Here is a 22936-nt window from a genome sequence, read left to right as displayed (position 1 = left end):
GGTCTTTGAAAATGTTTACATTGCTATTCATTAGCAAGAAATTTAAGCCTATTTATGATATAATAGACTAGATAAATACTGTGGAAAAGAGACTGATTGAATGCAGGATAAAAACCTAGTAAATGTAAATTTAACCAGTGAAATGAAGACATCATTCATTGACTATGCGATGAGTGTCATCGTTTCACGTGCCCTGCCAGATGTTAGGGATGGACTCAAACCAGTTCATCGTCGCATTTTGTATGGAATGAACGAGTTGGGCATTACACCAGATAAGCCTCATAAGAAATCTGCCCGTATTACAGGGGATGTAATGGGTAAATACCACCCACACGGGGATGGGGCTATTTATGAAGCTATGGTACGTATGGCGCAGTGGTGGAGCTATCGCCATATGCTAGTTGATGGGCATGGGAACTTCGGTTCCATGGACGGTGACGGTGCCGCTGCTCAACGTTATACCGAAGCCCGCATGAGCAAGATTGCTTTGGAGATGCTTCGTGATATTAACAAAAATACTGTTAACTTTGCTGACAACTACGATGCAAGCGAGCGGGAACCAGAGGTTCTGCCAGCACGTTTTCCAAACCTTTTGGTCAATGGTACAACAGGTATTGCAGTTGGTATGGCGACCAATATTCCACCACATAACTTAGGTGAGACCATTGATGCAGTTCACTTGTTGATGGACAATCCTGAAGCCACAACCAGAGAAATCATGGAGGTTTTGCCTGGGCCTGACTTCCCAACAGGTGCATTGGTGATGGGGAAATCGGGTATCCATCGTGCCTATGATACAGGTAAGGGCTCCATTACCCTTCGTTCACGTACAGAAATCGAAGAATATGGAAATGGTCGTGAGCGAATTGTAGTAACTGAATTTCCATATATGGTCAACAAGTCCAAGGTGCAAGAGCACATTGTCCGTTTGGTCCAAGAAAAGCGGATTGATGGTATTACCGCTGTTCGGGATGAGTCAAACCGCGAGGGTGTCCGTTTTGTTATCGAAGTTCGCCGAGATGCTTCTGCCAATGTCATTTTGAACAATCTCTTCAAGTTGACGCAGTTGCAGACCAACTTTAGCTTCAATATGTTGGCAATTCAAAATGGTGTTCCTAAAATTCTCTCTGTTCGCCAGATTTTAGGAGCCTATATTGAGCACCAAAAAGAAGTCGTAACTCGTCGGACACAATTTGACAAGGAAAAAGCAGAGGCACGTGCTCATATTTTGGAAGGCTTGCTGATTGCCCTTGACCACATCGACGAAGTGATTCGCATTATCCGTAATTCAGAAACGGATGCCATTGCCCAGGCAGAATTGATGGAAAAATTCAACCTATCTGAGCGTCAAAGTCAAGCTATTCTTGACATGCGTCTGCGTCGTTTGACAGGATTGGAACGTGATAAGATTCAGTCAGAGTACGATGATTTGGTGGCATTGATTGCTGATTTGGCAGATATTCTTGCGAAACCAGAACGTGTCGTTTTGATTATCAAGGAAGAATTGGAAGAAGTCAAACGTAAGTATGCAGATCCACGCCGTACAGAATTGATGGTTGGCGAAGTTCTCTCGCTAGAAGATGAAGATTTAATCGAAGAAGCGGACGTATTGATTACCTTGTCAAACCAAGGCTATATCAAACGTCTTGCGCAAGATGAATTCCAAGCACAAAAACGTGGAGGTCGTGGCGTACAAGGGACAGGGGTCAAAGATGATGACTTTGTCCGTGAATTGGTATCGACCAGCACCCATGACCGTCTCTTGTTCTTCACCAATAAAGGCCGTGTTTACCGACTAAAAGGCTATGAAATTCCAGAATACGGTCGAACTGCTAAAGGTTTGCCAATTGTCAACCTCTTAAAACTAGAAGAAAACGAATCTATTCAGACTATCATTAACGTTACTAAGGATCAAGAAGCAGACCACTATCTCTTCTTTGCAACGCGTCAAGGTTTGGTCAAACGAACAAGTGTGTCTGAATTTGGCAATATCCGTCAAAATGGTCTGAAAGCTTTGAACTTGAAAGATGATGATGAGCTGATTAATGTTTTCTTAACAGATGGTCAAGCAGATATCATCATGGGAACTAAGTTTGGCTATTCGGTACGCTTTACGGAAACTGCCGTTCGAAATATGGGACGAACAGCAACGGGGGTTCGAGGTATTACCTTACGTGACCAAGACCATGTTGTTAATGCAACAGTTGTTTCAGAAGATCAAGAAGTTCTGGTCTTGACTGAAAATGGTTACGGGAAACGAACCCCTGCCAGCGAATACCCTACAAAAGGCCGTGGCGGTAAAGGGATGAAGACTCTCAAAGTGGCAGAGAAAAATGGCTACCTTGCTGGTCTAACTACAGTTAATGGTGATGAGGATATCATGGTCATTACAGACACAGGTGTCATTATCCGAACCAGTATTGCCAATATTTCGCAAACAGGTCGTTCGACTATGGGGGTTAAAGTCATGCGCTTAGACCAAGATGCACACATTGTGACATTTGCTTTAGTAGAAGCAGCTGATGAAAAGGAAACTGAGGAATAAGATGGGAAAAGACCAAACAACAAAAAAGAAGCGCTCCTCTCTTTGGAGAAATATTCTATCGGGAATTTTGATTATTCTTGCGCTCTGCTTGATTTTTAATAGCTCTATTCGAAATATGATTATCGCCTGGAACACTAATCGTTATCAGGTGACACAGGTGTCTGAAGAGGAAATTGAGCAAAACAAACAAGCAAGCTCTACTTTTGATTTCGAACAAGTAGAATCTATTTCAACTGAAGCAGTTTTGAAGGCCCAGTGGGAAGCTCAAAATTTGCCTGTAATTGGTGGAATTGCGGTTCCAGATTTAAAAATTAACCTGCCGATTTTTAAAGGTTTGGACAATGTGGCGCTTATGTACGGAGCCGGTACAATGAAAGAGGACCAAGTCATGGGTCAAGGAAACTACGCTCTTGCTAGCCACCATATATTTGGAATGGCTGGAGCTAGTGATACCTTATTTTCACCTCTGGAACATGCAAAAGAGGGGATGAAAATCTACTTGACGGACAAAACAAATGTTTATACCTATGTTGTAACTAGTGTTGAAGTTGTGACACCAGAAAGCGTCTATGTGATTGATGATGTTGAAGGGAAGAACCAAGTAACGCTTGTAACTTGTGAAGATGCAGCAGCCACTATGCGAACCATTGTCAAAGGAGAGCTTGAGACGGTAACAGCTTTTGATGAGACAGATGCAGAGATTTTAGATTCATTTGAAATTTCTTACAATCAAATTCAACTTTAAAAAGAGAGCCTTGCTCTCTCTTTTTTTTTTCGAATAGAAGAAGTAGGAGGATGAGAAATAATGTATAGTATTTCATTTCAACAGAATTCATTATTACCAAGAGAGCGACTTCTGGAAGTAGGACCTGAAGGACTTAGTAATCAAGAATTGCTGTCTATTTTTATTCGAACTGGCACCAAGCAGCACCCAGTCCAGGAATTGGCTACAAAAATCCTAAAAGAGGTGGATCATCTGGCAAATTTGAAGGGAATGTCCATCGAAGAATTACAATCGATCTGCGGAATTGGTCGCGTCAAAGCAATCGAAATTCAAGCCATGATTGAATTGGGGCGTAGAATTCACCAGTCTGAAATCACTCTCCAACAAAAAGTTTTAGGCAGCGAAAAACTAGCTTCTCGCATGATGCAGGAGTTGGGAGATAAAAAGCAAGAGCATCTGGTAGCTATTTATTTGGATACCCAAAACCGCATTATTCAGCAGAAAACGATTTTCATCGGAAGTGTCAATAAGTCCATCGCAGAACCAAGAGAGATCCTCTACTATGCTGTCAAAAACATGGCAACAAGTGTGATTATTGTTCATAATCATCCATCTGGCTCTGTTCAGCCAAGTAAGAATGACCTCTTGTTTACGCAGGCATTAAAAAAGTCCTGCAATATGCTAGGACTTGTGCTTTTGGACCATCTAATTGTTGGAAAGTCGCGTTATTTTAGTTTTCGAGAAGAGGGGGAATTGGTTGATACCTTCAACTAGTCTTTTCTCATAAAGTAGAGCAAGGTTTGTAGTTCACTTGTCAAATCAACGTACTGGACTACAACATCTTTTGGAACAGAGAGATTGACAGGTGAAAAGCTCAGAATGCCTTTTACACCAGCAGCCACTAAGATATTTGCAACCTCTTGTGCCTTATTACTTGGGACAGTTAAGATGGCAGTTTGTGACTTGGCTTCCTTGATTTTTTCTTCAATTTCAGAGATCGCATAGATAGGAATTCCTGCATCCACAGTTCCAACTGCAGGATTTTCATCTGCTTCAAAGGCCATCACGATTTTCATTTTATTGCGCTCATGGAAGCGATAGTGAAGTAGGGCTCGTCCCATATTACCAACTCCGACTAGCATAACATTAGTAATGGAATTATCGTTTAGGATGTCTGCGAAAAATTCCATTAGTTTTTTCACATCATAACCGAAACCACGGCGACCTAATTCACCGAAATAAGAAAAGTCCCTTCTGACAGTTGCGGCATCAATACCAATGGCTTCAGCGATTTCTTTGGAACTAGCTTTTTCAATATTTTCTGCATTAAAGCGTTTAAAAATACGGTAGTAGAGCGACAGACGCTTGGCTGTTGCTCTTGGGATAGACGATTTTTCGTTCTTCACTCGATATTCTCCTTCAGTTTCTAAAAATATTCTAGAGTAAGTTTGTGAATATTGCAACAGATTAGCTTGGAAAATGACAAGAAAAATCTGGTTTTCCAAAAGCAGAGGATTTGTGAAATCGTTGCTAAGAAAACCAGATAGTTGATTATAGACTTTGTAAAAAGTGGTAAACTTGACCAATCGAACCAGTAAAGCCCAAGTCCTCACTGTCTTTTGTCAGTGACAGAACAGGATAGTAATCGGGTAAGGTAAGGCAGCCAGAAAATGCTAGCTGAGCAGCTGCCAAATCAGGAAACTCTTGACTTCGAACTTGCTGATAGGCATCTTTATAGGTAATTTTAATCATATTTATCTCTCAATCTTGTTGAAGATATTTCGATCAACAAGACTTTCTAGCAAAAAGTAAAATTTTTCTTGAATAACGGGGTTGCTATTTTCTTTGAAGATATTGACAATACGCAAACCGGATTGGTCTGTAATATTGATTTTAAAGGCAGTCAAATCTTTATTAATTATGATTTTCAACAGAAATCCTTTTTTTGAATTTGGAATTTCTTCAAGAAGGCGAGTTAATTGAAAATGCCCTGCCTTGGTTTCTTCGAAAGTGGTGTCCTTTAAAGTATATTTTTTAATCTGAGGACTGATCTCGTAGGTATATAAACAGTCTTTCAAGCTGACGGATGTTTCAAAAGCCATATTAAACTCCTAATATAAGTGATAGTTGGTGAATTAATTGATCAATTTCTTCCTTGGTGTTGGATTCCGCCAAGCTAATCCGGAGGGATTCTTTCAAACGATGCGACTTCTTGCCGTATAGCGCTTCTAAAACGTGACTGGTTTGGATGACACCAGAGGTACAGGCAGAGCCACTAGAGAGGGCAATACCTGCTAAATCAAGCCGCATAAGTACCTGTTCGTTAAGCGTATCTGGTAAACCAACATTCAAGACATATGGAAGATGATTCTTTGGTAAATTTAGATAATGGGGGAGTGAACTCAGCTGTTCAAGCAAATAGTCTTTTAAATCTTGGACAAGCTTCGTATTGCTCTCCATGTTTTCTAACTGCTGTGTCAAGGCTGTTGCCATAGCAGCAATACCTGCAAGGTTTTCAGTTCCGGCTCGACGTTGTCCCTCCTGCTTGCCTCCGTGTATCAAGGCATGGAAATGCATGTCAGCGGCAAAGAGAAAACCGACTCCTCTAGGTCCATGAAATTTATGGGCCGATGCTGAAAGAAAATCAACAGCTAGATTTGTTAGCTGAATCGGTAGTTTGCCGATAGCCTGGACAGCATCCACGTGGAAGCGAGCTGGGTGATCAGCAAGAACTGTGGCAATCTCTTCGATGGGAAGAATCATACCAGTTTCATTATTTACATACATGATTGAAACGAGAATGGTATCAGCTCTTAGTGCCTCTTTCACTTGTTGAGCCGATATGTTACCATCTACTGGTTGAAGATAGGTTACCTCAAAACCGTGTTGTGTTGCTAAATAGTCCATGGTTTCCAAAACGGAATGGTGTTCGATAGCAGTGGTTATCAGGTGTTTTCCCTTACTTTGGTTAGCCAAGGCATAGCCTTTAATGGCGAGATTGTTGGCTTCAGAACCTCCAGATGTAAAGATAATCTGGTCAGCATGAACACCAATAGCAGTTGCGATAGTTTGTCGTGCCTGACGCAATTCTTTATGAGCCAATCTGCCCGCACTATGAATACTGGATGGATTGCCATAAACTGTTTGGGCGATGGATAAATAAGTTTTTAAGGCTGCTGATGACATGGGAGTCGTTGCAGCATGGTCGAAATAAATCAAACGATCTCCTAGTTGTTTTTTTCAGGATGAGCGACATTGAAGAGCGGGCTGATTGGACGGCGTTCTTGGATACGAATAATGGCATCCGCAATCAAGTCACTTGCAGTAAGGAAAGCAATATTTTTGGGATGTTGTTCTTTGCTTGCAACAGAGTCAGTTACCAAAATTTCTTTGATAGGTGCTTGATCTAAGAGTTGAGCAGCAGTTCCAGCGAATAAGCCATGGCTAGCAACTGCATAAATTTCAGTAGCTCCACCTTCTTGAACAATTTTAGCGGCTTCTGAGAAGGTTTTACCTGTATTTAGGATATCATCAATTAAAATCGCACGTTTACCGGCAACATCGCCGATAATATACCCTTCTGCACGGTCAGAATCATCTTGAGCGTAGTCGATAATGGCAATTGGCGAGTCCAAATGCTCAGCTAAGCCACGCGCACGCTTGATACCAGAATTTTTTGGACTGACGATAACAACATCTTCACCACACAGCCCTTTTTCCAAATAGTGGCTCGCAAAAAGAGGTACAGTAAAGAGGTTGTCGACTGGAATGTCGAAGAAACCTTGAACTTGAACTGCATGAAGGTCAAGTGTCAAAACGCGGTCCACGCCAGCTTTCACCAGCATGTTGGCTACCAATTTTGCTGTGATTGGTTCACGAGGAGAAGCTGTACGATCTTGACGAGCATAGCCAAAGTAAGGCATAACAACGGTAACGGTGTTAGCTGATGCACGTTTGCAGGCATCAACCATGATGAGTAGTTCCCAGAGGTGGTTATTTACTGGGTAGCTAGTAGATTGGATGATATAAACGTCAACACCACGAACACTTTCTTCAATGTTGATTTGGATCTCTCCATCAGAGAATTGACGTGACGAGACCTTTCCAAGTGGAATGCCAGCAGACTGAGCAATTTTTTCTGCAATCTGAGGATTTCCGTTAAGAGTAAATAGTTTGATTTGCTTGTCACCGTATGGCTGTACCATGAAATAAACTCCTTTTTTGTTTTCAACTCTGTCCAAGCCTTTTGGACTCTAACTGTTTTCTATTTTATCAAAAAAATCCATATTTTTCAGTAAAAAAAATCTATTGTCCTTTATTTTGCGGACAATAGATTTTTTGCTGTTCGTGCTACTTTGCTCTGAGCATAGCGAAATGGAATATCATGTTTGGCCAGAAAGTCTTGGAAATCTTTTTCACCTTTGCTAGCTTGATGAACTTCAAGTTCCAGTTCAAAATCAATCTGATCACCATAAGTATTTTTGTCTAAGGCCATCAAGCCAATGTCAGACTCCATTTCCTTTCGCTGGGTGGTAAGGGAGCCCCATACAGATAAGGGGAGGTGATTTAGATGTTTTTGTTCAAGGCAGGCTTTGACGGGGCCGTCCGGCAACTGAAAATTTTCAAGAAGTCTTTTAGCCTCTTTTAGTTCCAGTACTTGATTGATTTCCAAATTGCCGATTTCCTGTGGAATTTTTAAAGTCAATTCTGCCTGCTCAACAAAGGTACGAATACGGAGAGAGCATCTATTAGTTCTCAACTGAAAATCTGGACTATCAATGTAGTGATTGGTCTGCTTGACCAAAGGAACGTTCTGAAATAAGGGCAGGAGTGCCTGATAATCCGCTAGTGAAAGCAGTGTTTTAAACTCAATTTCTAAATTTGTCTTGTCCATTCTTTTTTCCTCAATTTATTTCAAAATATTATACACCAAAAAAACGATTCTGACTAGTTTATAAGCTAGAAAGATGCACTGGAAAAGGAAAAATCATAGCAGTGATTTCAGGCTATTTATATACTAAAATCTAGTATATGTGGTATAATATTCCTTGTGCGTATCAATCATTTTTAGGAGGTGCGGATGGAATTTAACTGGGAAAGTTTTTTAGATCCCTATATCCAAACAGTTGGAGAATTGAAAATCAAGTTGCGAGGTATTCGCAAACAGTACCATAAGGCCAACCGTCACTCACCGATTGAATTCGTGACAGGTCGAGTGAAGCCTGTTGAGTCCATTAAAGAGAAGATGGCCCTACGCCATATTTCTTACGAGCAGCTAGCGCAAGACATGCAAGATATTGCGGGAGTTCGGATAATGGTCCAATTCGTTGATGATATCGAAGAAGTCCTAGCTATCTTGAGAAAACGCAAGGACATGCAGATTCTCCATGAAAGAGATTACATCAACAATATGAAGTCTTCCGGCTACCGTTCCTATCACGTTGTTATCTCTTATCCTGTTGATACCATAAATGGCAATGAAACTGTTTTAGCAGAAATTCAAATCAGGACCTTATCAATGAATTTTTGGGCAACCATTGAACATTCATTGAATTATAAGTACAAGGGTAAGTTCCCTGAAGAAATCAAGAAACGCTTGGAAATTACAGCAAAAATTGCTTACCAATTAGATGAGGAGATGCGGCAAATCCGAGATGATATACAAGAAGCCCAGGTGCTTTTTAATCCACCAAATCGTAAGGTAAACGATGGTGTCGGAAACAGCGACGATACTGATGAAGAATACAGATAGACTAAAAGTAGCCTTGATGGCCAGCCGCAATCCGAAGAGTCAAGAAGTCTTGCAAAGTCTTTGGATGAAGTTAAAAGAAAAAAAATTCATTCTAACTCCTAAAAATCCAGATGTTGTCATCTCGATAGGTGGGGATGGAATGTTGCTTTCTGCCTTTCACAAGTACGAAAAATTGATTGACCATGTTCGATTTGTAGGGATTCATACTGGTCACCTGGGTTTCTATACAGATTACCGTGATTTTGAAGTCGATAAACTGGTGGATAATCTTGCACTCGATACTGGAGCGCGGGTGTCCTACCCTATTTTAAATGTGAAGGTGAAATTGATGGATGGTCGGGTATTGACCATGCGTGCCTTGAATGAAGCAACCGTTAAGCGCCTGTCGAAAACCATGGTTGCCGATGTTTTTATTAATGGTGTAGCTTTTGAGCGTTTTCGTGGTGATGGGATTTCGGTTTCGACACCAACTGGATCTACGGCCTACAATAAATCCTTAGGAGGAGCAGTCCTGCATCCGACTATCGAAGCGCTTCAGATTGCAGAAGTAGCTAGTTTGAATAATCGTGTTTATCGAACTCTTGGATCATCGATTGTGGTTCCAAAGAAAGATAAGATTGTCATTGAGCCTAAGCATGATGATCGTTATTCTATCTCCATTGACAACAAAAACTACACTTATGACAAGATCCAGCAGATTGATTACCAGATTGATCAGAAAAAGATTCATTTTGTAGCTAGTCCAAGTCACACCAGTTTTTGGAATCGGGTCAAGGATGCCTTTATTGGAGAGGTTGAATAGATGCGGTTTGAATTTGTTGCGGACCAACATGTCAAAATCAAGGTTTTCTTGAAAAAACATGGGGTTTCAAAGAGTTTGCTTGCCAAAATCAAATATACAGGTGGTTTGATTTTAGTAAATGGCAGAGAAGAAAAAGCGACCTACTTGCTTGATATCGGTGATAAGGTTACGATTGATATACCGGCTGAGGAAGATGTGACAGGTCAACTGGAGCCAATTGATTTTCCTCTAGAGATTCTCTACGAAGATGAGAATTTCTTAGCTATAAACAAGCCAGTTGGTTATGCATCGATCCCTAGTTCCATTCATTCTTCGACCATAGCCAACTTTGTCAAGGGCTATTTAGTCAAGCAAAACTATGAGAACAAGCAGGTGCATATTGTCACGCGCTTAGACCGGGATACTTCCGGCATCATGTTGTTTGCAAAACATGGCTATGCGCATGCTCGCTTGGACAAACAGCTACAAGCTAAGACCATTCTCAAACGGTATTTTGCCTTGGTTCAAGGTTCGGGCCAACTTGATGCAGTTGGAGAAATTATTGCTCCGATTGGTCGTCCGACAGATAGCATCATCACGCGCTGTGTGACAAAGGATGGCAAGTATGCCCATACTTCCTATCGTGTCGTTCAGTCTTGGGGAGATGTTCATCTAGTGGATATTCAACTTCATACTGGTCGAACCCACCAGATTCGGGTGCATTTTTCCCATATCGGTTTTCCTTTACTGGGAGATGATCTGTATGGGGGGAGTTTAGAATTAGGTATTGAACGACAGGCATTGCATTGTCATAACTTGGCCTTTGACAATCCTTTTACAGCCGAAAGGATTGATTTAGAGTCGATCTTACCAGATGATTTTCAGGCTGTTATCAATTTGTTAACTAATAAATAATATTTTAAAGGAGAATTTTCATGGAAATTCGGAGTTTATTTGGTGAAATGAAGCAAAAAATCGTAGGTAAAAAACTACGTATCGTTTTCCCAGAGGGGACAGATGAGCGTGTTGTTCGTGCGGCAGCTCGTTTGAAATTTGAAGGTTTGGCAGAGCCAATTATCCTTGGCGTGCCAGAAGAAGTCCACAATTTGTTGACAGACTTTGGTTTCTCTAACCCAGGTATCACAGTGATTGATCCAAATAACTATGCTAACTTTGATGCTATGAAGCAGGAGTTTGTGACGCTTCGTAAGGGCAAGGTGGATGAAGCACAGGCTGATGAAATCTTGCGTGATGTCAACTACTTTGGTGTGATGTTGGTTCAACTTGGTTTGGCAGAAGGTATGGTTTCAGGAGCAATTCACTCAACTGCTGATACTGTTCGTCCTGCTCTTCAAATCATTAAGACAAAACCAGGTGTAAAACGTACTTCAGGTGTCTTCTTGATGGTAAAAGACCAGCATAAGTTTGTTTTTGGTGACTGTGCTATCAACATTGAGCCAGATGCAGAAACCCTGGCTGAGATTGCAATTCAATCAGCAGAAACAGCTAAAACATTTGGTATCGATCCAAAAGTGGCTATGATTTCTTATTCAACCAAGGGTTCTGGTTCAGGTCCTCGTGTAGACAAGGTTGTTGAAGCTACTCGTATTGCTCAAGAACTTCGTCCAGATCTTTTGATTGATGGCGAATTGCAGATGGATGCTGCCTTGGTTCCAGATACAGCTCGTTTGAAGGCGCCTGGAAGTCCAGTAGCTGGTCAAGCCAATGTCTTTGTTTTCCCAGCTATTGAGGCAGGAAATATCACTTACAAGGTTGTAGAACGTCTTGGTGGTTACGAAGCGGTTGGTCCTGTTTTGCAAGGTTTGAACAAGCCAGTTAATGACCTTTCACGTGGATGTAGTTCAGAAGATGTCTACAAACTTGGTATTATCACAGCTGCACAAGCAGTAGCAGCTTTGTAATATGAAAGAACTGGTTCGATATTTTCATGCATATCTCAAAGAGGCGATCTTAGCTCCCCTCTTCAAACTACTGGAAGCCAGTTTTGAATTGGTGGTTCCGCTTATTATCGCCATGATTATTGACCAGGTAATACCCAATAGCAACCAAGGAAACTTGGTTGCTATGATTTTATATCTGGTTGCTTTGGCAATTGTTGGCGTAGTGGTTTCCTTGACAGCTCAGTATTTTGCAGCCAAGGCAGCAGTTGGCTTTACCAAGGATTTGACTCAGGATCTGTATCAAAAAATATTATCTCTTCCCAAGGCTTCTCAAGACAGTTTATCTTCTTCAAGCATCTTTACTAGACTGACTAGCGATACTTTACAGATTCAGTCTGGAATCAACATTTTTCTTCGTCTCTTTCTGAGGGCTCCGATTGTCGTCTTCGGTTCCCTGGTGATGGCTTACCTAATTAGTCCAAGCTTGGCAACCTATTTTGTCAATATGATTATCCTGCTTTTTCTAGTAGTTACAGTCATCAGTTGGGTTACAAGTCGTCATTACCAGAGTATTCGTAAGTTGTTGGATAGTTTGGTTGGCCAGGTGCGTGAAACAGTGACTGGCATTCGAGTTATTCGGGCTTTTGGGCAAAAACTGCGTGAAAAAGAAGCATTTGAAAAAGGAAATCAAGCCTATCTTGGTCAGTTAGTGCGAGCAGGAAGATGGTCGTCAAGTCTGACTCCCTTGACCTATCTGATTGTCAATCTGACCTTGATTTTCCTCATTTGGCAGGGGAGTTTTGCAATTACCTTTAACCAATTGGAACAAGGAATGCTGATTGCCCTTATCAACTATCTCTTGCAAATTTTGGTAGAATTGGTCAAAATGGTCATGGTTATCTCCAGTTTGAACCAAAGTTTCATCGCTGCTAAACGTGTCCAGGAAATCTTTGACCAGCAGTCAGAAGATGTAGAAGCGCCTCTATCAACAACTCAAACGGATCAAATGAATCTCGTCTTATCTGTCCAAAATCTGACCTTTACCTATCCCAGATCATCTCGGCCAGCCTTGGAAAATCTCAGTTTTCAGCTAGAGAAAGGACAGTTTATGGGGATTATTGGTGGAACGGGTTCTGGTAAATCGACCTTGATTGATTTGCTCTTGGGTTTGTATCCATCTGGTGATAATCAGGTGCAAGTTTATATAGAGGGACATAGTCCACAGACACTGGCAGACTGGCGTGGTCGGTTCGCTCTGGTTCCTCAACAAGCTCAGCTGTTTTCAGGAACGGTTCGCAGCAATCTGACACTCGGAAAGGATTATTCAGATCAAGCTTTATGGAAGGCGCTGGAAATGGCTCAGGCTAAGGATTTTCTCTTAGAGAAAGATGGCTTAGACACAGTAGTTGAAGCCTTTGGTCGCAATTTTTCTGGCGGCCAACGCCAACGGTTGACCATTGCAAGAGCTTTGGTACAAGAGGCTTCGATTTTGATTTTGGATGATGCTACTTCTGCTTTGGACTATCTGACCGAAAGTCGTTTATTTGCTGCGATCCGTAGGGAACTACCTCAGCAGACCTTGATTGTCATTAGCCAACGAACTAAGAGTATCAAGGATGCCAATCAGATTTTAGTGCTGGACAAGGGGAAACAAGTAGGACTAGGCTGTCACCAAGACCTGTTAGAAAGCTCTGCTATTTACCGAGAAATCGATCGATCGCAACAGAGTCAGGAGGTAGAGTCATGAGAAAAAGTACATTCAACTCTTTAGTGGCTCTGTTAGGACGTAAACCCATATTTTTGCTATCCTTGATAGCTGGAACGCTTTGCCAGGTTTTGTTAACTGTTTATCTGCCGATTTTGATGGGACGGGCCTTAGATTTGATTCTGGACGGAGATGGACAAGCTTTATTTGGCGTCTTGGTTCAGATGGGGGTGGTGGTATTTACCAATACTCTGGTCCAATGGTATCTCCCTTTGGCAAGCAATCGTTTGATTTACGGTCTGATGGCGGAACTACGCCAGCAAGTTTATGATAAATTGCATCGCTTGCCTTTATCTTTTCTTGATAGGCAATCAGTCGGAGATCTGGTTGCAAGGATTTCGACAGATAGCGAGCAGTTGACCAATGGACTATTGATGATTTTTAACCAATTTTTCCTTGGTATCTTCACAATCTTATTGACAATTGTTACTATGGCACGTTTGGATTGGATTATGATGCTTGTTGTAGTGGCTTTGACACCTTTGAGCCTCTTGGTGGCTCGAACTATTGCTCGAAAAAGTTATAATTATTATCAGCAGCAAACCGCTGCGCGTGGCCGTCAAAGCCGCTTTCTGGAGGAAAGTATTAGCCAACTGAGCTTGATTCAGAGCTTTAATGCTCAAGAGCAGTTTCAGAAAGATTTTGTCAAAGAAAATTCTCAATATGCTCATTATTCACAAGCTGCCATCTTTGTCTCCTCAACTATAAACCCAAGCACCCGATTCATCAATGCCTTGATTTATGCGCTTTTGGCTGGCTTAGGAGCTCTACGGATTATGGCTGGTAGCTTCACGGTTGGTGAATTAACGACCTTCCTCAACTACGCAAGCCAATACACCAAGCCTTTCAACGATATATCTTCGGTTTTGTCAGAATTGCAGAGCGCTTTAGCCTGTGCCGAGAGGCTTTTTGCAATTCTTGACCAGGATGATGTGGAAGAAGGGCAGAGCTTGGAAATGCGTGAAGTTCAGGGGAAGATTGATTTCCAAGAGGTTGATTTTTCCTACGACCCCAGCAAGCCCCTCATTCAGAATCTCAATCTATCCGTACCAGCAGGTGCCAAAGTGGCCATTGTGGGACCGACCGGAGCTGGTAAGTCTACCCTCATCAATCTACTTATGCGCTTTTATGAAGTCAATCAAGGGCAGATTTTGCTAGATGGTCAGCCTGTGACCAAGTATAGTCGAGAAGACCTACGTCAGCAAATTGGCATGGTCTTGCAGGAAACCTGGATTAAGTCAGCCAGTATTCATGATAATATTGCCTACGGCTATCCCAATGCTACTCGAGAATTGGTGATAGAAGCAGCCCAGGCTGCTAATGCAGATTTCTTTATCCGACAGTTACCAGAGGGATATGATACGATTCTGATAGACGGAGGAGCCTCATTATCCCAAGGACAACGACAACTTTTGGCAATCGCTCGAGTTTTTGTTAAATTACCAAAAATCTTAATCTTAGATGAAGCAACCTCTTCAATCGATACGCGAACGGAGATTTTAGTGCAAGAAGCTTTTGCCAAACTCATGAAGGGGCGTACCAGCTTTATCATCGCCCACCGCCTTTCCACCATCCAGTCTGCAGATATCATTTTGGTGATGGTTGATGGACAAATCGTAGAGCAGGGGAATCACCACCAACTCATGACGGCAAAAGGGGTCTATTATCAAATGCAAAGTAGTCAAGGGAGTAATTATGAATGATATAAAAAAAGAACTGCAGGGTTTTCGATTAAAACCTATTCAGGTTTTAGATGAATATAGCATAGTCGATGTTCAGCCAGGAAAGGTTGTCATGGAGACGACAGTTAAAAATGATTCCTTAAATCCATACCAAATGGCACATGGAGGCTATCATTTTACACTTGCTGATTCAGTTGCAGGCTTGACAGTGTATAGCTTGGGATACTATGCAGTCACCCTTCAATCAAACATTAACTATATGAAAGCTGCCAAGCTAGGGGATTGCTTAACAATAAGTGGCAAATGCCAACATGATGGACGGACTACAAAGGTTATTGATGTCCTGATTCAAAACCAGGATGCTGAATCCATCATTAAAGCCAGTTTTACAATGTTTGTTACCAGAGAAGTAGGAAGCAAAAAGAACTAGTAAGGTTGAGAAATCGCCCCTTGTTATAAGACTCAGTTTACTAGTTTTAGAAGAGAGGTTGGGCTTTTTGCCCAGCCTCTCTTTTTTTGTTATACTAGACCTATGTTAGATTTGAAAAAATACGGAGTGACCATGTGGGAGGAGGAGAAAATCAAATCCTTCCGCAAGGCGCTTTTAGATTGGTATGATGCCAACAAGCGTGATTTGCCTTGGCGTCGCACACGAGATCCCTATGCAATCTGGGTGTCGGAAATCATGTTGCAACAGACACGGGTTGATACCGTCATTCCTTACTACGAACGCTTTTTGCACCATTTACCAACCATTCGAGATTTGGCGGTGGCAGAAGAGGAGGTCATTCTCAAACTCTGGGAAGGTCTGGGCTATTATTCTCGCGTCCGTAATATGCAAAAGGCAGCTCAGCAAATGGTGGAGCAGTTCGATGGTCAGTTTCCACGGACTTACGAAGAGATTGCTAGCCTCAAGGGAATTGGGCCCTACACTGCGGGAGCCATTGCCAGTATTGCCTTTGACCTGCCTGAGCCAGCTGTTGACGGTAATGTCATGCGAGTCTTGAGCCGACTTTTTGAAGTCAATCACGATATCGGAGTGCCTGCCAATCGCAAGATTTTCCAAGGCATGATGGACATCCTGATTGACCCAGACAGACCAGGCGACTTTAACCAAGCCCTCATGGATCTGGGATCAGACATTGAGGCACCTGTCAATCCACGACCAGAAGATAGTCCCGTCAAAGCCTTTAGCGCCGCCTACCTCAACGGCACCATGGGCAAGTATCCGATTAAGGCACCCAAGAAAAAGCCAGTCCCCGTTGCCTATCAAGGCATGATTATCCGCAACCAGCACAATGAATTTCTCCTAGAAAAAAATCAAAGCAGCCAACTGCTTGCAGGTTTCTGGTCCTTTCCACTTTTGGAAAAAGGGGCGGTCCTAGACAAACAAGTCTCCCTCTTTGAAGTTGCAGAAGAGCCTGTTCAGCCAGATACAAGGCAGAGCTTTACAGACCAGTATGGACTGATAGTCGACTGGCAGGATGAAGAATTTTCCCCCGTTCAACACATATTCAGCCACCGCAAATGGCTGATTGACTTGACAGAAGGGATCGCCACCGCAGGCAGTCTCCCCGCCGATCGCGAACTCAAATGGGTAGCAGTAGTTGATTTTCATTCCTACCCATTCGCGAAGCCCCAACAGAAGATGTGGGAATCCTATTTGGCAACTAAAAATAAGAAATAAAAAATTTGTTTGTTTAGAGCATACAATTTTTTGATTTATTTTTTTAAAGGTGGTAAGATAGACTTAGATAAGGAAAGCGGTTGCTAAATGATAAGAAGGAGGGAAGGGTTTAGCAATCCGATAAAATATGACTACTGATTTCCAGAAGGGAAATCAATAGAGGAAAAGTCTGTTGTTCCATTCTCACATACATTTCACATATATAACTCACGCTCCTGAGCTAGCTGTCTGAAAAAATTTGCCACCATTCTTATCTTGGATTCAGAAAATATTGAGTTCAAGAGGGGTTGGACTGTCCGAGATAAGGATAGAATCATTATAAAACTTTAACATGCAAACTCCGCACTTTATGACAAGTAGTATGATACCTCTTTGTAAATGGTAGGAAACGACTAAATAAAAAAGTAATTAGCAGCAATGGACTTTTCCGATTTATGAAATAAAGTGGAGGCTTTCGCCTCCATTTTTTATTGAATTTCTGCACAGAAGGTTCCGAAAGGTGCCTGATAAATAAACGCCACGCTTGATGATCGGCTTTGTTTAAATAACAAAAAAGACAAACAATGAATTGTTTGTCTTTTGTTGAACCTAAAGGTTTAGCCAACGAATTCGTTGATTTCTTTTTCGATATTAGCGATTTTTGCTTCTGCTTCAGCTAGGGTTTCGCCAACGGTTGCGATGTAGAATTTGATTTTTGGTTCTGTTCCTGAAGGACGAACTGCAAACCAAGAATCATCTGCCAAGGTGTATTTCAAGACATCTGATGGAGGAGTAGTGAGTTTTTCAACGTTTCCATCTTTATCTGTTTTGGTTTGAAGGGCAAAGTCTTCAAAGACTGCGATGTCCGTTGCGTTGAATTGTGCAGGTGAGTTATCGCGGAATTTAGCCATGATTGCCTTGATTTGTTCTGCACCGTCTTTACCAGAAAGAGTAACAGAGATTGTTTTCTCAGCAAAGTAGCCATATTCTTTGAAGATTTCATCGATACCGTCAGCCAAGGTCCTGCCACGTGAACGGTAGTAGGCAGCAATTTCAGCAACCATAAGCACAGCCTGGATAGCATCCTTGTCACGCACGAATGGTTTGATGAGATAACCAAAGCTTTCTTCAAAACCAAACATGTAAGTATGGTTGTGTTTTTCTTCGAACTCTTGGATTTTCTCAGCGATGAATTTGAAACCAGTCAAGACGTTGAACATGGTAGCGCCGTAGCTTTCAGCAATCTTAGTTACCAACTCAGTGGATACGATTGACTTAGCAAGGGCAGCGTTTGCAGGAAGTGTGCCTGCTTGCTTGTGGGCTTCAAGGATGTACTTAGCAATGATAGCGCCGATTTGGTTACCAGAGAGGTTCCAGTATGAACCGTCAGCTTGACGAACTTCAACACCAACACGGTCAGCATCTGGGTCAGTTGCAAGAAGGACATCTGCACCGACTTCACGGCCGAGTTCTTCTGCAAGGGCAAATGCAGCTTGGCTTTCTGGGTTTGGTGAAGCGACAGTAGAGAAGTCAGGGTCAGCAGTTGCCTGCGCTTCAACAACTTGAACAGACTCAAAACCAGCTTGTGCAAGTGCACGACGAGCCAACATTTCACCAGTACCATGAAGCGGTGTGTAGACAATCTTCATGTCTTTACCGTATTCAGCAATCAATTCAGGGTTGATGTTGAGGTCTTTGAGTTCTTCAAGATATTTAACGTCAGTTTCTTCGCCAAGAACTGTAATCAAGCCATTTTCCTTACTTGCTTCAAGGTCAGCCAATTCAACTGTAAATGGATTGTCGATGGCACGGATGAAGTTAGTAAGAGCATCTGCATCAGCTGGTGGCATTTGTCCGCCGTCTTCACCATAAACCTTGTAGCCGTTGAATTCTTTCGGGTTGTGGCTGGCAGTTACCATGATACCTGCGATGGCATTGTAATGTCGTACAGCGAATGACAACTCAGGAGTTGGACGTAGGCTTTCAAATACATAGGATTTGATACCATGTGCTGCCAAAACTTGAGCTGATTCAAAGGCAAATTCTGGAGAGAAGTGACGTGAGTCGTAAGCGATGGCAACACCACGTTTTTTAGCTTCTTCACCTTTTGATTCTACCAATTTTGCCAAACCTTCAGTAGCTTGACGGACTACGAATACGTTGATACGGTTGGTACCAGCGCCAATATAGCCACGCATACCAGCTGTACCAAATTCAAGATTTGTATAGAAGGCGTCTTCTTTTGTTTTTTCATCCATTGCGACTAATTCTTTACGCAAGTAATCTGGAAGGCCCGCAAAGTCGAGCCATGTTTGATAGGTTTCTTGATAAGTCATCGCATATCTCCTTAAAAATTTTTCTATTAAACGCTTTCATTATACCATGTTTGAAAAGAAAAATCACGCTTTCACGTGATTTTCTGATATTTATTTTTTAACTTTCTGTAAAACCGGAACAATGGCCAAAACAAGACTGATAGAAATAATCAACTCTGCCAAGGTATTGAAGGAAACAATTGAAGCTAGGAGAGCTTGAATATTGCCAGCATAGACGGATCCGAACAGGAAGAAGATACCTGAAAGAACAAACAAGGTATTTGTCAAAGTTCCAGTTGCAGCAGCCAAAGCCAATCCCGTGCGGTTTGACATGGCTTTATAGACATAGAATGGGGTAATCCCGATGAGGATACGAGGAAGAACTGCGATGAGAATGGAATAGAAATTACCATTTTCTACAAATGGAGAGAAAATATAACTCACGGGACCCAGCAAGATAGTGTTGCGAATCATACTCATAACCCCCATGAAGCCTCCCAACTGTGCTCCAATCTTTGGACCATAGATGATACTGGCAACGATGACTGGAATATGGGTAATGGTTGGTTTAATAGGGAGAACAAAAGCTGAAAAGATAGCTTGACTGATGGATTCAAGAACAATCATAATGGCAATAAAAATAGCTAGGGTTGCAACTTGATTGGATTTTTTATTTTTCACGAAGCGTTTGACTCACTTTCTCTAAAATAATATCAATTTCGGCGAGGGCGCCAGTCCCAAAATCACCACAAGCCAGCAAGGCTTCTCGAGGTTTGATTTCTTGAAAACCAAATTCCTCAAGTAAATGGAGATTGCGTTGGGTAGCTGGATTCAGATACATGTTGGTATTCATTGCAGGAGCAAGAAGTTTAGGTACTCCAATAGGTAGAGCCAAGGCAACAGCTGAGACAGGATCGTCAGCTAAGCCATGGGCTAGTTTAGCAATACTATTAGCAGAAGCTGGAGCTAGCAAAAACAAATCCGTTCCCTTTGCTATATCGATGTGCTTGATGGAACGGGGCTCCTCTTCTTGCATAACATTAGTGTGAACTATATTTTTCGACAAAGCTTGCAAGGTTAAGGGAGTAATAAACTGTGTAGCTGATTCCGTCATCAAAACCGTCACTTTATGACCTTGTTTGGTCAGTTGGCTGGTCAAATCTGCCGCCTTATAAGCAGATATGGAACCAGAAACAGCTAGAGTGATGTTCGCCATTACTTTATTCTCCTTTCTGAACACTTGTCAAAATCAATTCTGCAATTTCTTCTTTAGTCTTTGCCAAAACAGCATCGTCTTTTGATACCAGATAGGCATGGTGATAATTGGGACCAATTTCTAACAAATCATTTGCCACGATATAGTCTGCTTTGTTCTTATCAAGACTTTGTCTTGCAACCGCAAAGAGCTGATCTTTTGACACATCGACCAAGAGTTTAAAGCCAATTAATTGGATAGCAGGATTCCAGTCTTTTACAAGTGAAATAACCTTTGGTGTTTTCTTGAGAAAAAGAACTTGATAGTCATCCTTGGAAGAAATTTTTGTTTCAGTATTGCTTCTGGTCAATAAGTCTGAGAGATGCTCGGCTTGCTCAGCCTCTTCTAAGCCCGTCATATAAACAGGGGTATAGTCAGAAACCGCCATACTATGGATGAGGACTTGGTGCTGAGGAACAAGTTCTTCTAAACAAGTTTTGAGGCTATCTACATTGGTAATTTCGTGGATGACTAAACCAGAGGTCGGCGAGGGTTTTACCGCAGTCTTGGTTGTGACCAATGTGACTTGATGCCCAGCTTTTAAAAAGGTCTCGGCCACTATTTTTCCCAAGTGACCTGTTGCATGGTTGGTGATGGAGCGAACGCGGTCGATGGCTTCACTCGTTCCGCCAGATGTAATCAAGATTTTCATGGTCCTATTGTACTAGAAATTACTTTTTTCGTAAAGTTTTCAAGACCAAGTTCTGTTTAGAATTACTAAAACAAGTTATTAATCAAGGTGATACAGAGAAAAGCCCGCAAAAATCCGTACGATCTTTAGAAAATTGCATCAAAATTTAGTAAAAAGCAAAATTTTTGATATACTACAACTAACAAAAAGAATGGAGTTAGTAATGAAAACCGATATTGAAATCGCTCAAAGTGTAGAATTAAAGCCCATCACAGAAATCGTAGAAAAAGTTGGCATCAGCTTTGATGATATTGAACTCTATGGAAAATACAAGGCTAAATTATCTTTTGATAAGATCAATGCTGTTAAGGACAATGAACCAGGCAAGTTAATTTTGGTGACGGCTATCAACCCAACACCTGCTGGTGAAGGTAAGTCAACCATTACCATCGGTTTGGCAGATGCTCTTTCTAAAATTGGCAAGAAAACCATGATTGCCCTTCGTGAGCCTTCTTTGGGACCTGTCATGGGGATCAAAGGTGGAGCTGCAGGTGGTGGCTATGCTCAGGTCTTGCCAATGGAAGACATCAACTTGCATTTTACAGGCGACATGCATGCCATTACCACAGCAAACAACGCCCTGTCTGCCTTGATTGATAACCATATTCACCAAGGGAATACAATCGGCATTGACCAACGCCGTATCATCTGGAAACGTGTTGTGGATCTTAACGACCGTGCTTTGCGTAAGGTAACTGTTGGCTTGGGAGGTCCGCTCAATGGTATTCCGCGTGAAGATGGTTTTGATATCACGGTCGCTTCTGAAATCATGGCAATTTTGTGTTTGGCGACAGACATCAATGACTTGAAAGAACGTTTGGCAAATATTGTTATCGGTTATCGTTTCGATCGAAGTCCTGTCTACGTGCGTGATTTGGCAGTGGAAGGTGCTTTGACCCTCATTTTGAAGGACGCTATCAAGCCAAACCTAGTCCAAACCATCTATGGCACGCCAGCTTTTGTCCATGGCGGTCCATTTGCTAACATTGCCCACGGCTGCAACTCAGTCCTCGCTACTACAACCGCTCTGCGATTGGCCGACTATACCGTCACAGAAGCAGGCTTCGGGGCTGACCTTGGAGCAGAGAAGTTCCTTGACATCAAGGTGCCGAACTTGCCTAAGGCTCCTGATGCTGTGGTGATTGTAGCGACCTTGCGTGCGCTTAAAATGCACGGTGGTGTAGCTAAGACAGAACTTTCTGTTGAAAATGTAGAGGCAGTCAAAGCTGGTTTTGACAACCTCAAACGTCACGTGGAAAATATCCAGAAGTATGGTATTCCAGCGGTGGTTGCTATCAACGAATTCGTCTCAGATACAGCTGATGAAATTGCTACTTTGAAAGAGCTTTGCGCTGAAATTGGTGTACCTGTTGAGTTGGCAAGTGTTTGGGCAAACGGCGCTGACGGTGGTATTGAACTGGCTGAGACAGTTGTTGCTACTATTGATAATCAAGCGGCTAACTACCGGGGTCTCTACAAGGCTGAGGATAGCTTGGAAGAGAAAGTGACCAAGATTGTTACGCAAATCTACGGTGGTACAGGCGTTGTCTTTGAGAAGAAGGCTCGTAATCAGCTGGCTGAGTTTGCTAAGAATGGTTGGGATAAGTTGCCAGTCTGCATGGCCAAGACCCAATACAGCTTCTCGGATGATCAGTTTGCCCTCGGTGCACCAACAGGATTTGACATTACAGTCCGTGAATTTGTGCCAAAATTGGGAGCAGGCTTCATTGTCGTTCTGACAGGTGATGTCATGACCATGCCAGGACTTCCAAAAGCCCCTGCTGCCCTCAATATGGACGTGGCAGAAGATGGGACAGCAATTGGTTTGTTCTAATCAGATTGAACAGAAAAAATCCGCC

General features: G+C 42.2%; 22 protein-coding genes. 12 read left to right on the top strand and 10 right to left on the bottom strand.

Going from position 1 to position 22936, the window contains the following annotated elements; genetic code table 11:
- Positions 1-100: 100 nt before the first annotated feature.
- The 3 genes from gyrA to radC are packed head-to-tail and all read left to right on the top strand — an operon-like array spanning position 101 to position 4043.
- Entirely contained in the window at positions 101-2545 is a 2445-nt protein-coding gene (gene gyrA / locus PXH68_RS04990; protein ID WP_248028154.1) for a DNA gyrase subunit A, read from the top strand.
- 1 nt (position 2546) lies between these two features.
- On the top strand, positions 2547-3290 hold the full coding sequence (locus PXH68_RS04985) for a class A sortase (protein WP_248028155.1): 744 nt from the start codon (positions 2547-2549) through the stop codon (positions 3288-3290).
- Between the two features lie 60 nt (positions 3291-3350).
- Positions 3351-4043: a RadC family protein gene (gene radC / locus PXH68_RS04980; RefSeq protein WP_205030794.1), complete on the top strand. Its 693-nt coding sequence runs from the start codon at positions 3351-3353 to the stop codon at positions 4041-4043.
- Here the strand turns inward: radC and PXH68_RS04975 are convergent.
- The 6 genes from PXH68_RS04975 to PXH68_RS04950 all read right to left on the bottom strand — a co-directional run bounded on the left by PXH68_RS04975 (position 4040) and on the right by PXH68_RS04950 (position 8163).
- Positions 4040-4675, bottom strand: coding sequence for a redox-sensing transcriptional repressor Rex (locus PXH68_RS04975; RefSeq protein WP_158455031.1), 636 nt, complete (start codon positions 4673-4675; stop codon positions 4040-4042). The two genes, radC and PXH68_RS04975, sit on opposite strands and share 4 nt — an antisense overlap.
- A gap of 145 nt (positions 4676-4820) precedes the next feature.
- Positions 4821-5021, bottom strand: a complete 201-nt coding sequence (locus tag PXH68_RS04970; RefSeq protein WP_158455028.1) for a DUF4649 family protein — start codon at positions 5019-5021, stop codon at positions 4821-4823.
- A gap of 2 nt (positions 5022-5023) precedes the next feature.
- Positions 5024-5371, bottom strand: coding sequence for a DUF1831 domain-containing protein (locus PXH68_RS04965; RefSeq protein ID WP_158455025.1), 348 nt, complete (start codon positions 5369-5371; stop codon positions 5024-5026).
- Position 5372: 1 nt separating this feature from the next.
- A complete protein-coding gene (locus tag PXH68_RS04960) occupies positions 5373-6488 on the bottom strand; it encodes a cysteine desulfurase family protein (protein ID WP_248028156.1) in 1116 nt (371 codons plus the stop codon).
- Between the two features lie 8 nt (positions 6489-6496).
- Positions 6497-7474: a ribose-phosphate diphosphokinase gene (locus PXH68_RS04955; RefSeq protein ID WP_158455019.1), complete on the bottom strand. Its 978-nt coding sequence runs from the start codon at positions 7472-7474 to the stop codon at positions 6497-6499.
- Between the two features lie 110 nt (positions 7475-7584).
- Positions 7585-8163, bottom strand: coding sequence for a CYTH domain-containing protein (locus PXH68_RS04950; RefSeq protein WP_205030791.1), 579 nt, complete (start codon positions 8161-8163; stop codon positions 7585-7587).
- A 186-nt stretch (positions 8164-8349) separates the two neighbouring features.
- On the opposite strand from PXH68_RS04950, the gene PXH68_RS04945 reads away from it, so the two are divergent.
- The 8 genes from PXH68_RS04945 to mutY all read left to right on the top strand — a co-directional run bounded on the left by PXH68_RS04945 (position 8350) and on the right by mutY (position 16837).
- Positions 8350-9021: a GTP pyrophosphokinase gene (locus PXH68_RS04945; RefSeq protein ID WP_205030790.1), complete on the top strand. Its 672-nt coding sequence runs from the start codon at positions 8350-8352 to the stop codon at positions 9019-9021.
- The gene (locus tag PXH68_RS04940) at positions 9005-9823 is read left to right on the top strand and encodes an NAD kinase (RefSeq protein WP_248028176.1); all 819 of its coding nucleotides are present in this window, start codon (positions 9005-9007) and stop codon (positions 9821-9823) included. The genes PXH68_RS04945 and PXH68_RS04940 overlap by 17 nt, the downstream gene beginning before the upstream one ends.
- Positions 9824-10717, top strand: coding sequence for an RluA family pseudouridine synthase (locus PXH68_RS04935; protein WP_248028157.1), 894 nt, complete (start codon positions 9824-9826; stop codon positions 10715-10717).
- 20 nt (positions 10718-10737) lie between these two features.
- Complete coding sequence (pta, locus tag PXH68_RS04930) at positions 10738-11724, top strand: phosphate acetyltransferase (RefSeq protein WP_158455007.1); 987 nt, start codon at positions 10738-10740, stop codon at positions 11722-11724.
- Between the two features lies 1 nt (position 11725).
- Positions 11726-13450: an ABC transporter ATP-binding protein gene (locus PXH68_RS04925; protein WP_248028158.1), complete on the top strand. Its 1725-nt coding sequence runs from the start codon at positions 11726-11728 to the stop codon at positions 13448-13450.
- Positions 13447-15171, top strand: coding sequence for an ABC transporter ATP-binding protein (locus PXH68_RS04920; protein WP_248028159.1), 1725 nt, complete (start codon positions 13447-13449; stop codon positions 15169-15171). Before PXH68_RS04925 ends, PXH68_RS04920 begins: the two co-directional genes overlap by 4 nt.
- The gene (locus PXH68_RS04915) at positions 15164-15580 is read left to right on the top strand and encodes a PaaI family thioesterase (RefSeq protein ID WP_248028160.1); all 417 of its coding nucleotides are present in this window, start codon (positions 15164-15166) and stop codon (positions 15578-15580) included. Before PXH68_RS04920 ends, PXH68_RS04915 begins: the two co-directional genes overlap by 8 nt.
- A 102-nt stretch (positions 15581-15682) precedes the next feature.
- Positions 15683-16837: an A/G-specific adenine glycosylase gene (mutY, locus tag PXH68_RS04910; RefSeq protein ID WP_248028161.1), complete on the top strand. Its 1155-nt coding sequence runs from the start codon at positions 15683-15685 to the stop codon at positions 16835-16837.
- Between the two features lie 596 nt (positions 16838-17433).
- On the opposite strand, the gene PXH68_RS04905 is transcribed toward mutY, so the two are convergent.
- From PXH68_RS04905 to PXH68_RS04890, 4 genes are all read right to left on the bottom strand, one after another.
- Entirely contained in the window at positions 17434-19152 is a 1719-nt protein-coding gene (locus tag PXH68_RS04905; protein ID WP_248028162.1) for a phospho-sugar mutase, read from the bottom strand.
- Between the two features lie 90 nt (positions 19153-19242).
- Positions 19243-19812 (bottom strand): ECF transporter S component, encoded by a 570-nt coding sequence (locus PXH68_RS04900; RefSeq protein ID WP_248028163.1) that lies wholly within the window; start codon positions 19810-19812, stop codon positions 19243-19245.
- Positions 19802-20347 (bottom strand): phosphopantothenoylcysteine decarboxylase, encoded by a 546-nt coding sequence (coaC, locus tag PXH68_RS04895; protein ID WP_158454995.1) that lies wholly within the window; start codon positions 20345-20347, stop codon positions 19802-19804. The genes PXH68_RS04900 and coaC overlap by 11 nt, the downstream gene beginning before the upstream one ends.
- 4 nt (positions 20348-20351) lie before the next feature.
- Positions 20352-21038 carry a phosphopantothenate--cysteine ligase gene (locus PXH68_RS04890; RefSeq protein WP_248028164.1) on the bottom strand — a complete coding sequence of 229 codons (687 nt, stop codon included), beginning with the start codon at positions 21036-21038 and terminating at the stop codon, positions 20352-20354.
- 202 nt (positions 21039-21240) lie between these two features.
- Here PXH68_RS04890 and PXH68_RS04885 point away from each other — a divergent pair, with 202 nt between their 5' ends.
- Positions 21241-22911, top strand: coding sequence for a formate--tetrahydrofolate ligase (locus PXH68_RS04885; RefSeq protein WP_248028165.1), 1671 nt, complete (start codon positions 21241-21243; stop codon positions 22909-22911).
- Positions 22912-22936 lie beyond the last annotated feature (25 nt).

Source organism: Streptococcus sp. 29896 (assembly GCF_032594915.1).
Classification (GTDB): domain Bacteria; phylum Bacillota; class Bacilli; order Lactobacillales; family Streptococcaceae; genus Streptococcus; species Streptococcus suivaginalis.
The sequence above is the reverse complement of the archived record's forward strand: the minus strand, read 5'-3'. Positions and strand labels throughout refer to the sequence as shown.

Excerpts from the sequence above, each read along its gene's own strand:
- gyrA (WP_248028154.1), top strand. The coding sequence starts at position 101 with ATGCAGGATAAAAACCTAGTAAATGTAAATTTAACCAGTGAAATGAAG.
- PXH68_RS04985 (WP_248028155.1), top strand. The coding sequence starts at position 2,547 with ATGGGAAAAGACCAAACAACAAAAAAGAAGCGCTCCTCTCTTTGGAGA.
- radC (WP_205030794.1), top strand. The coding sequence starts at position 3,351 with ATGTATAGTATTTCATTTCAACAGAATTCATTATTACCAAGAGAGCGA.
- PXH68_RS04970 (WP_158455028.1), bottom strand. The coding sequence starts at position 5,021 with ATGATTAAAATTACCTATAAAGATGCCTATCAGCAAGTTCGAAGTCAA.
- PXH68_RS04965 (WP_158455025.1), bottom strand. The coding sequence starts at position 5,371 with ATGGCTTTTGAAACATCCGTCAGCTTGAAAGACTGTTTATATACCTAC.
- PXH68_RS04955 (WP_158455019.1), bottom strand. The coding sequence starts at position 7,474 with ATGGTACAGCCATACGGTGACAAGCAAATCAAACTATTTACTCTTAAC.
- PXH68_RS04950 (WP_205030791.1), bottom strand. The coding sequence starts at position 8,163 with ATGGACAAGACAAATTTAGAAATTGAGTTTAAAACACTGCTTTCACTA.
- PXH68_RS04945 (WP_205030790.1), top strand. The coding sequence starts at position 8,350 with ATGGAATTTAACTGGGAAAGTTTTTTAGATCCCTATATCCAAACAGTT.
- PXH68_RS04940 (WP_248028176.1), top strand. The coding sequence starts at position 9,005 with ATGAAGAATACAGATAGACTAAAAGTAGCCTTGATGGCCAGCCGCAAT.
- PXH68_RS04935 (WP_248028157.1), top strand. The coding sequence starts at position 9,824 with ATGCGGTTTGAATTTGTTGCGGACCAACATGTCAAAATCAAGGTTTTC.
- pta (WP_158455007.1), top strand. The coding sequence starts at position 10,738 with ATGGAAATTCGGAGTTTATTTGGTGAAATGAAGCAAAAAATCGTAGGT.
- PXH68_RS04925 (WP_248028158.1), top strand. The coding sequence starts at position 11,726 with ATGAAAGAACTGGTTCGATATTTTCATGCATATCTCAAAGAGGCGATC.
- PXH68_RS04920 (WP_248028159.1), top strand. The coding sequence starts at position 13,447 with ATGAGAAAAAGTACATTCAACTCTTTAGTGGCTCTGTTAGGACGTAAA.
- PXH68_RS04915 (WP_248028160.1), top strand. The coding sequence starts at position 15,164 with ATGAATGATATAAAAAAAGAACTGCAGGGTTTTCGATTAAAACCTATT.
- mutY (WP_248028161.1), top strand. The coding sequence starts at position 15,683 with ATGTTAGATTTGAAAAAATACGGAGTGACCATGTGGGAGGAGGAGAAA.
- PXH68_RS04905 (WP_248028162.1), bottom strand. The coding sequence starts at position 19,152 with ATGACTTATCAAGAAACCTATCAAACATGGCTCGACTTTGCGGGCCTT.
- coaC (WP_158454995.1), bottom strand. The coding sequence starts at position 20,347 with ATGGCGAACATCACTCTAGCTGTTTCTGGTTCCATATCTGCTTATAAG.
- PXH68_RS04890 (WP_248028164.1), bottom strand. The coding sequence starts at position 21,038 with ATGAAAATCTTGATTACATCTGGCGGAACGAGTGAAGCCATCGACCGC.
- PXH68_RS04885 (WP_248028165.1), top strand. The coding sequence starts at position 21,241 with ATGAAAACCGATATTGAAATCGCTCAAAGTGTAGAATTAAAGCCCATC.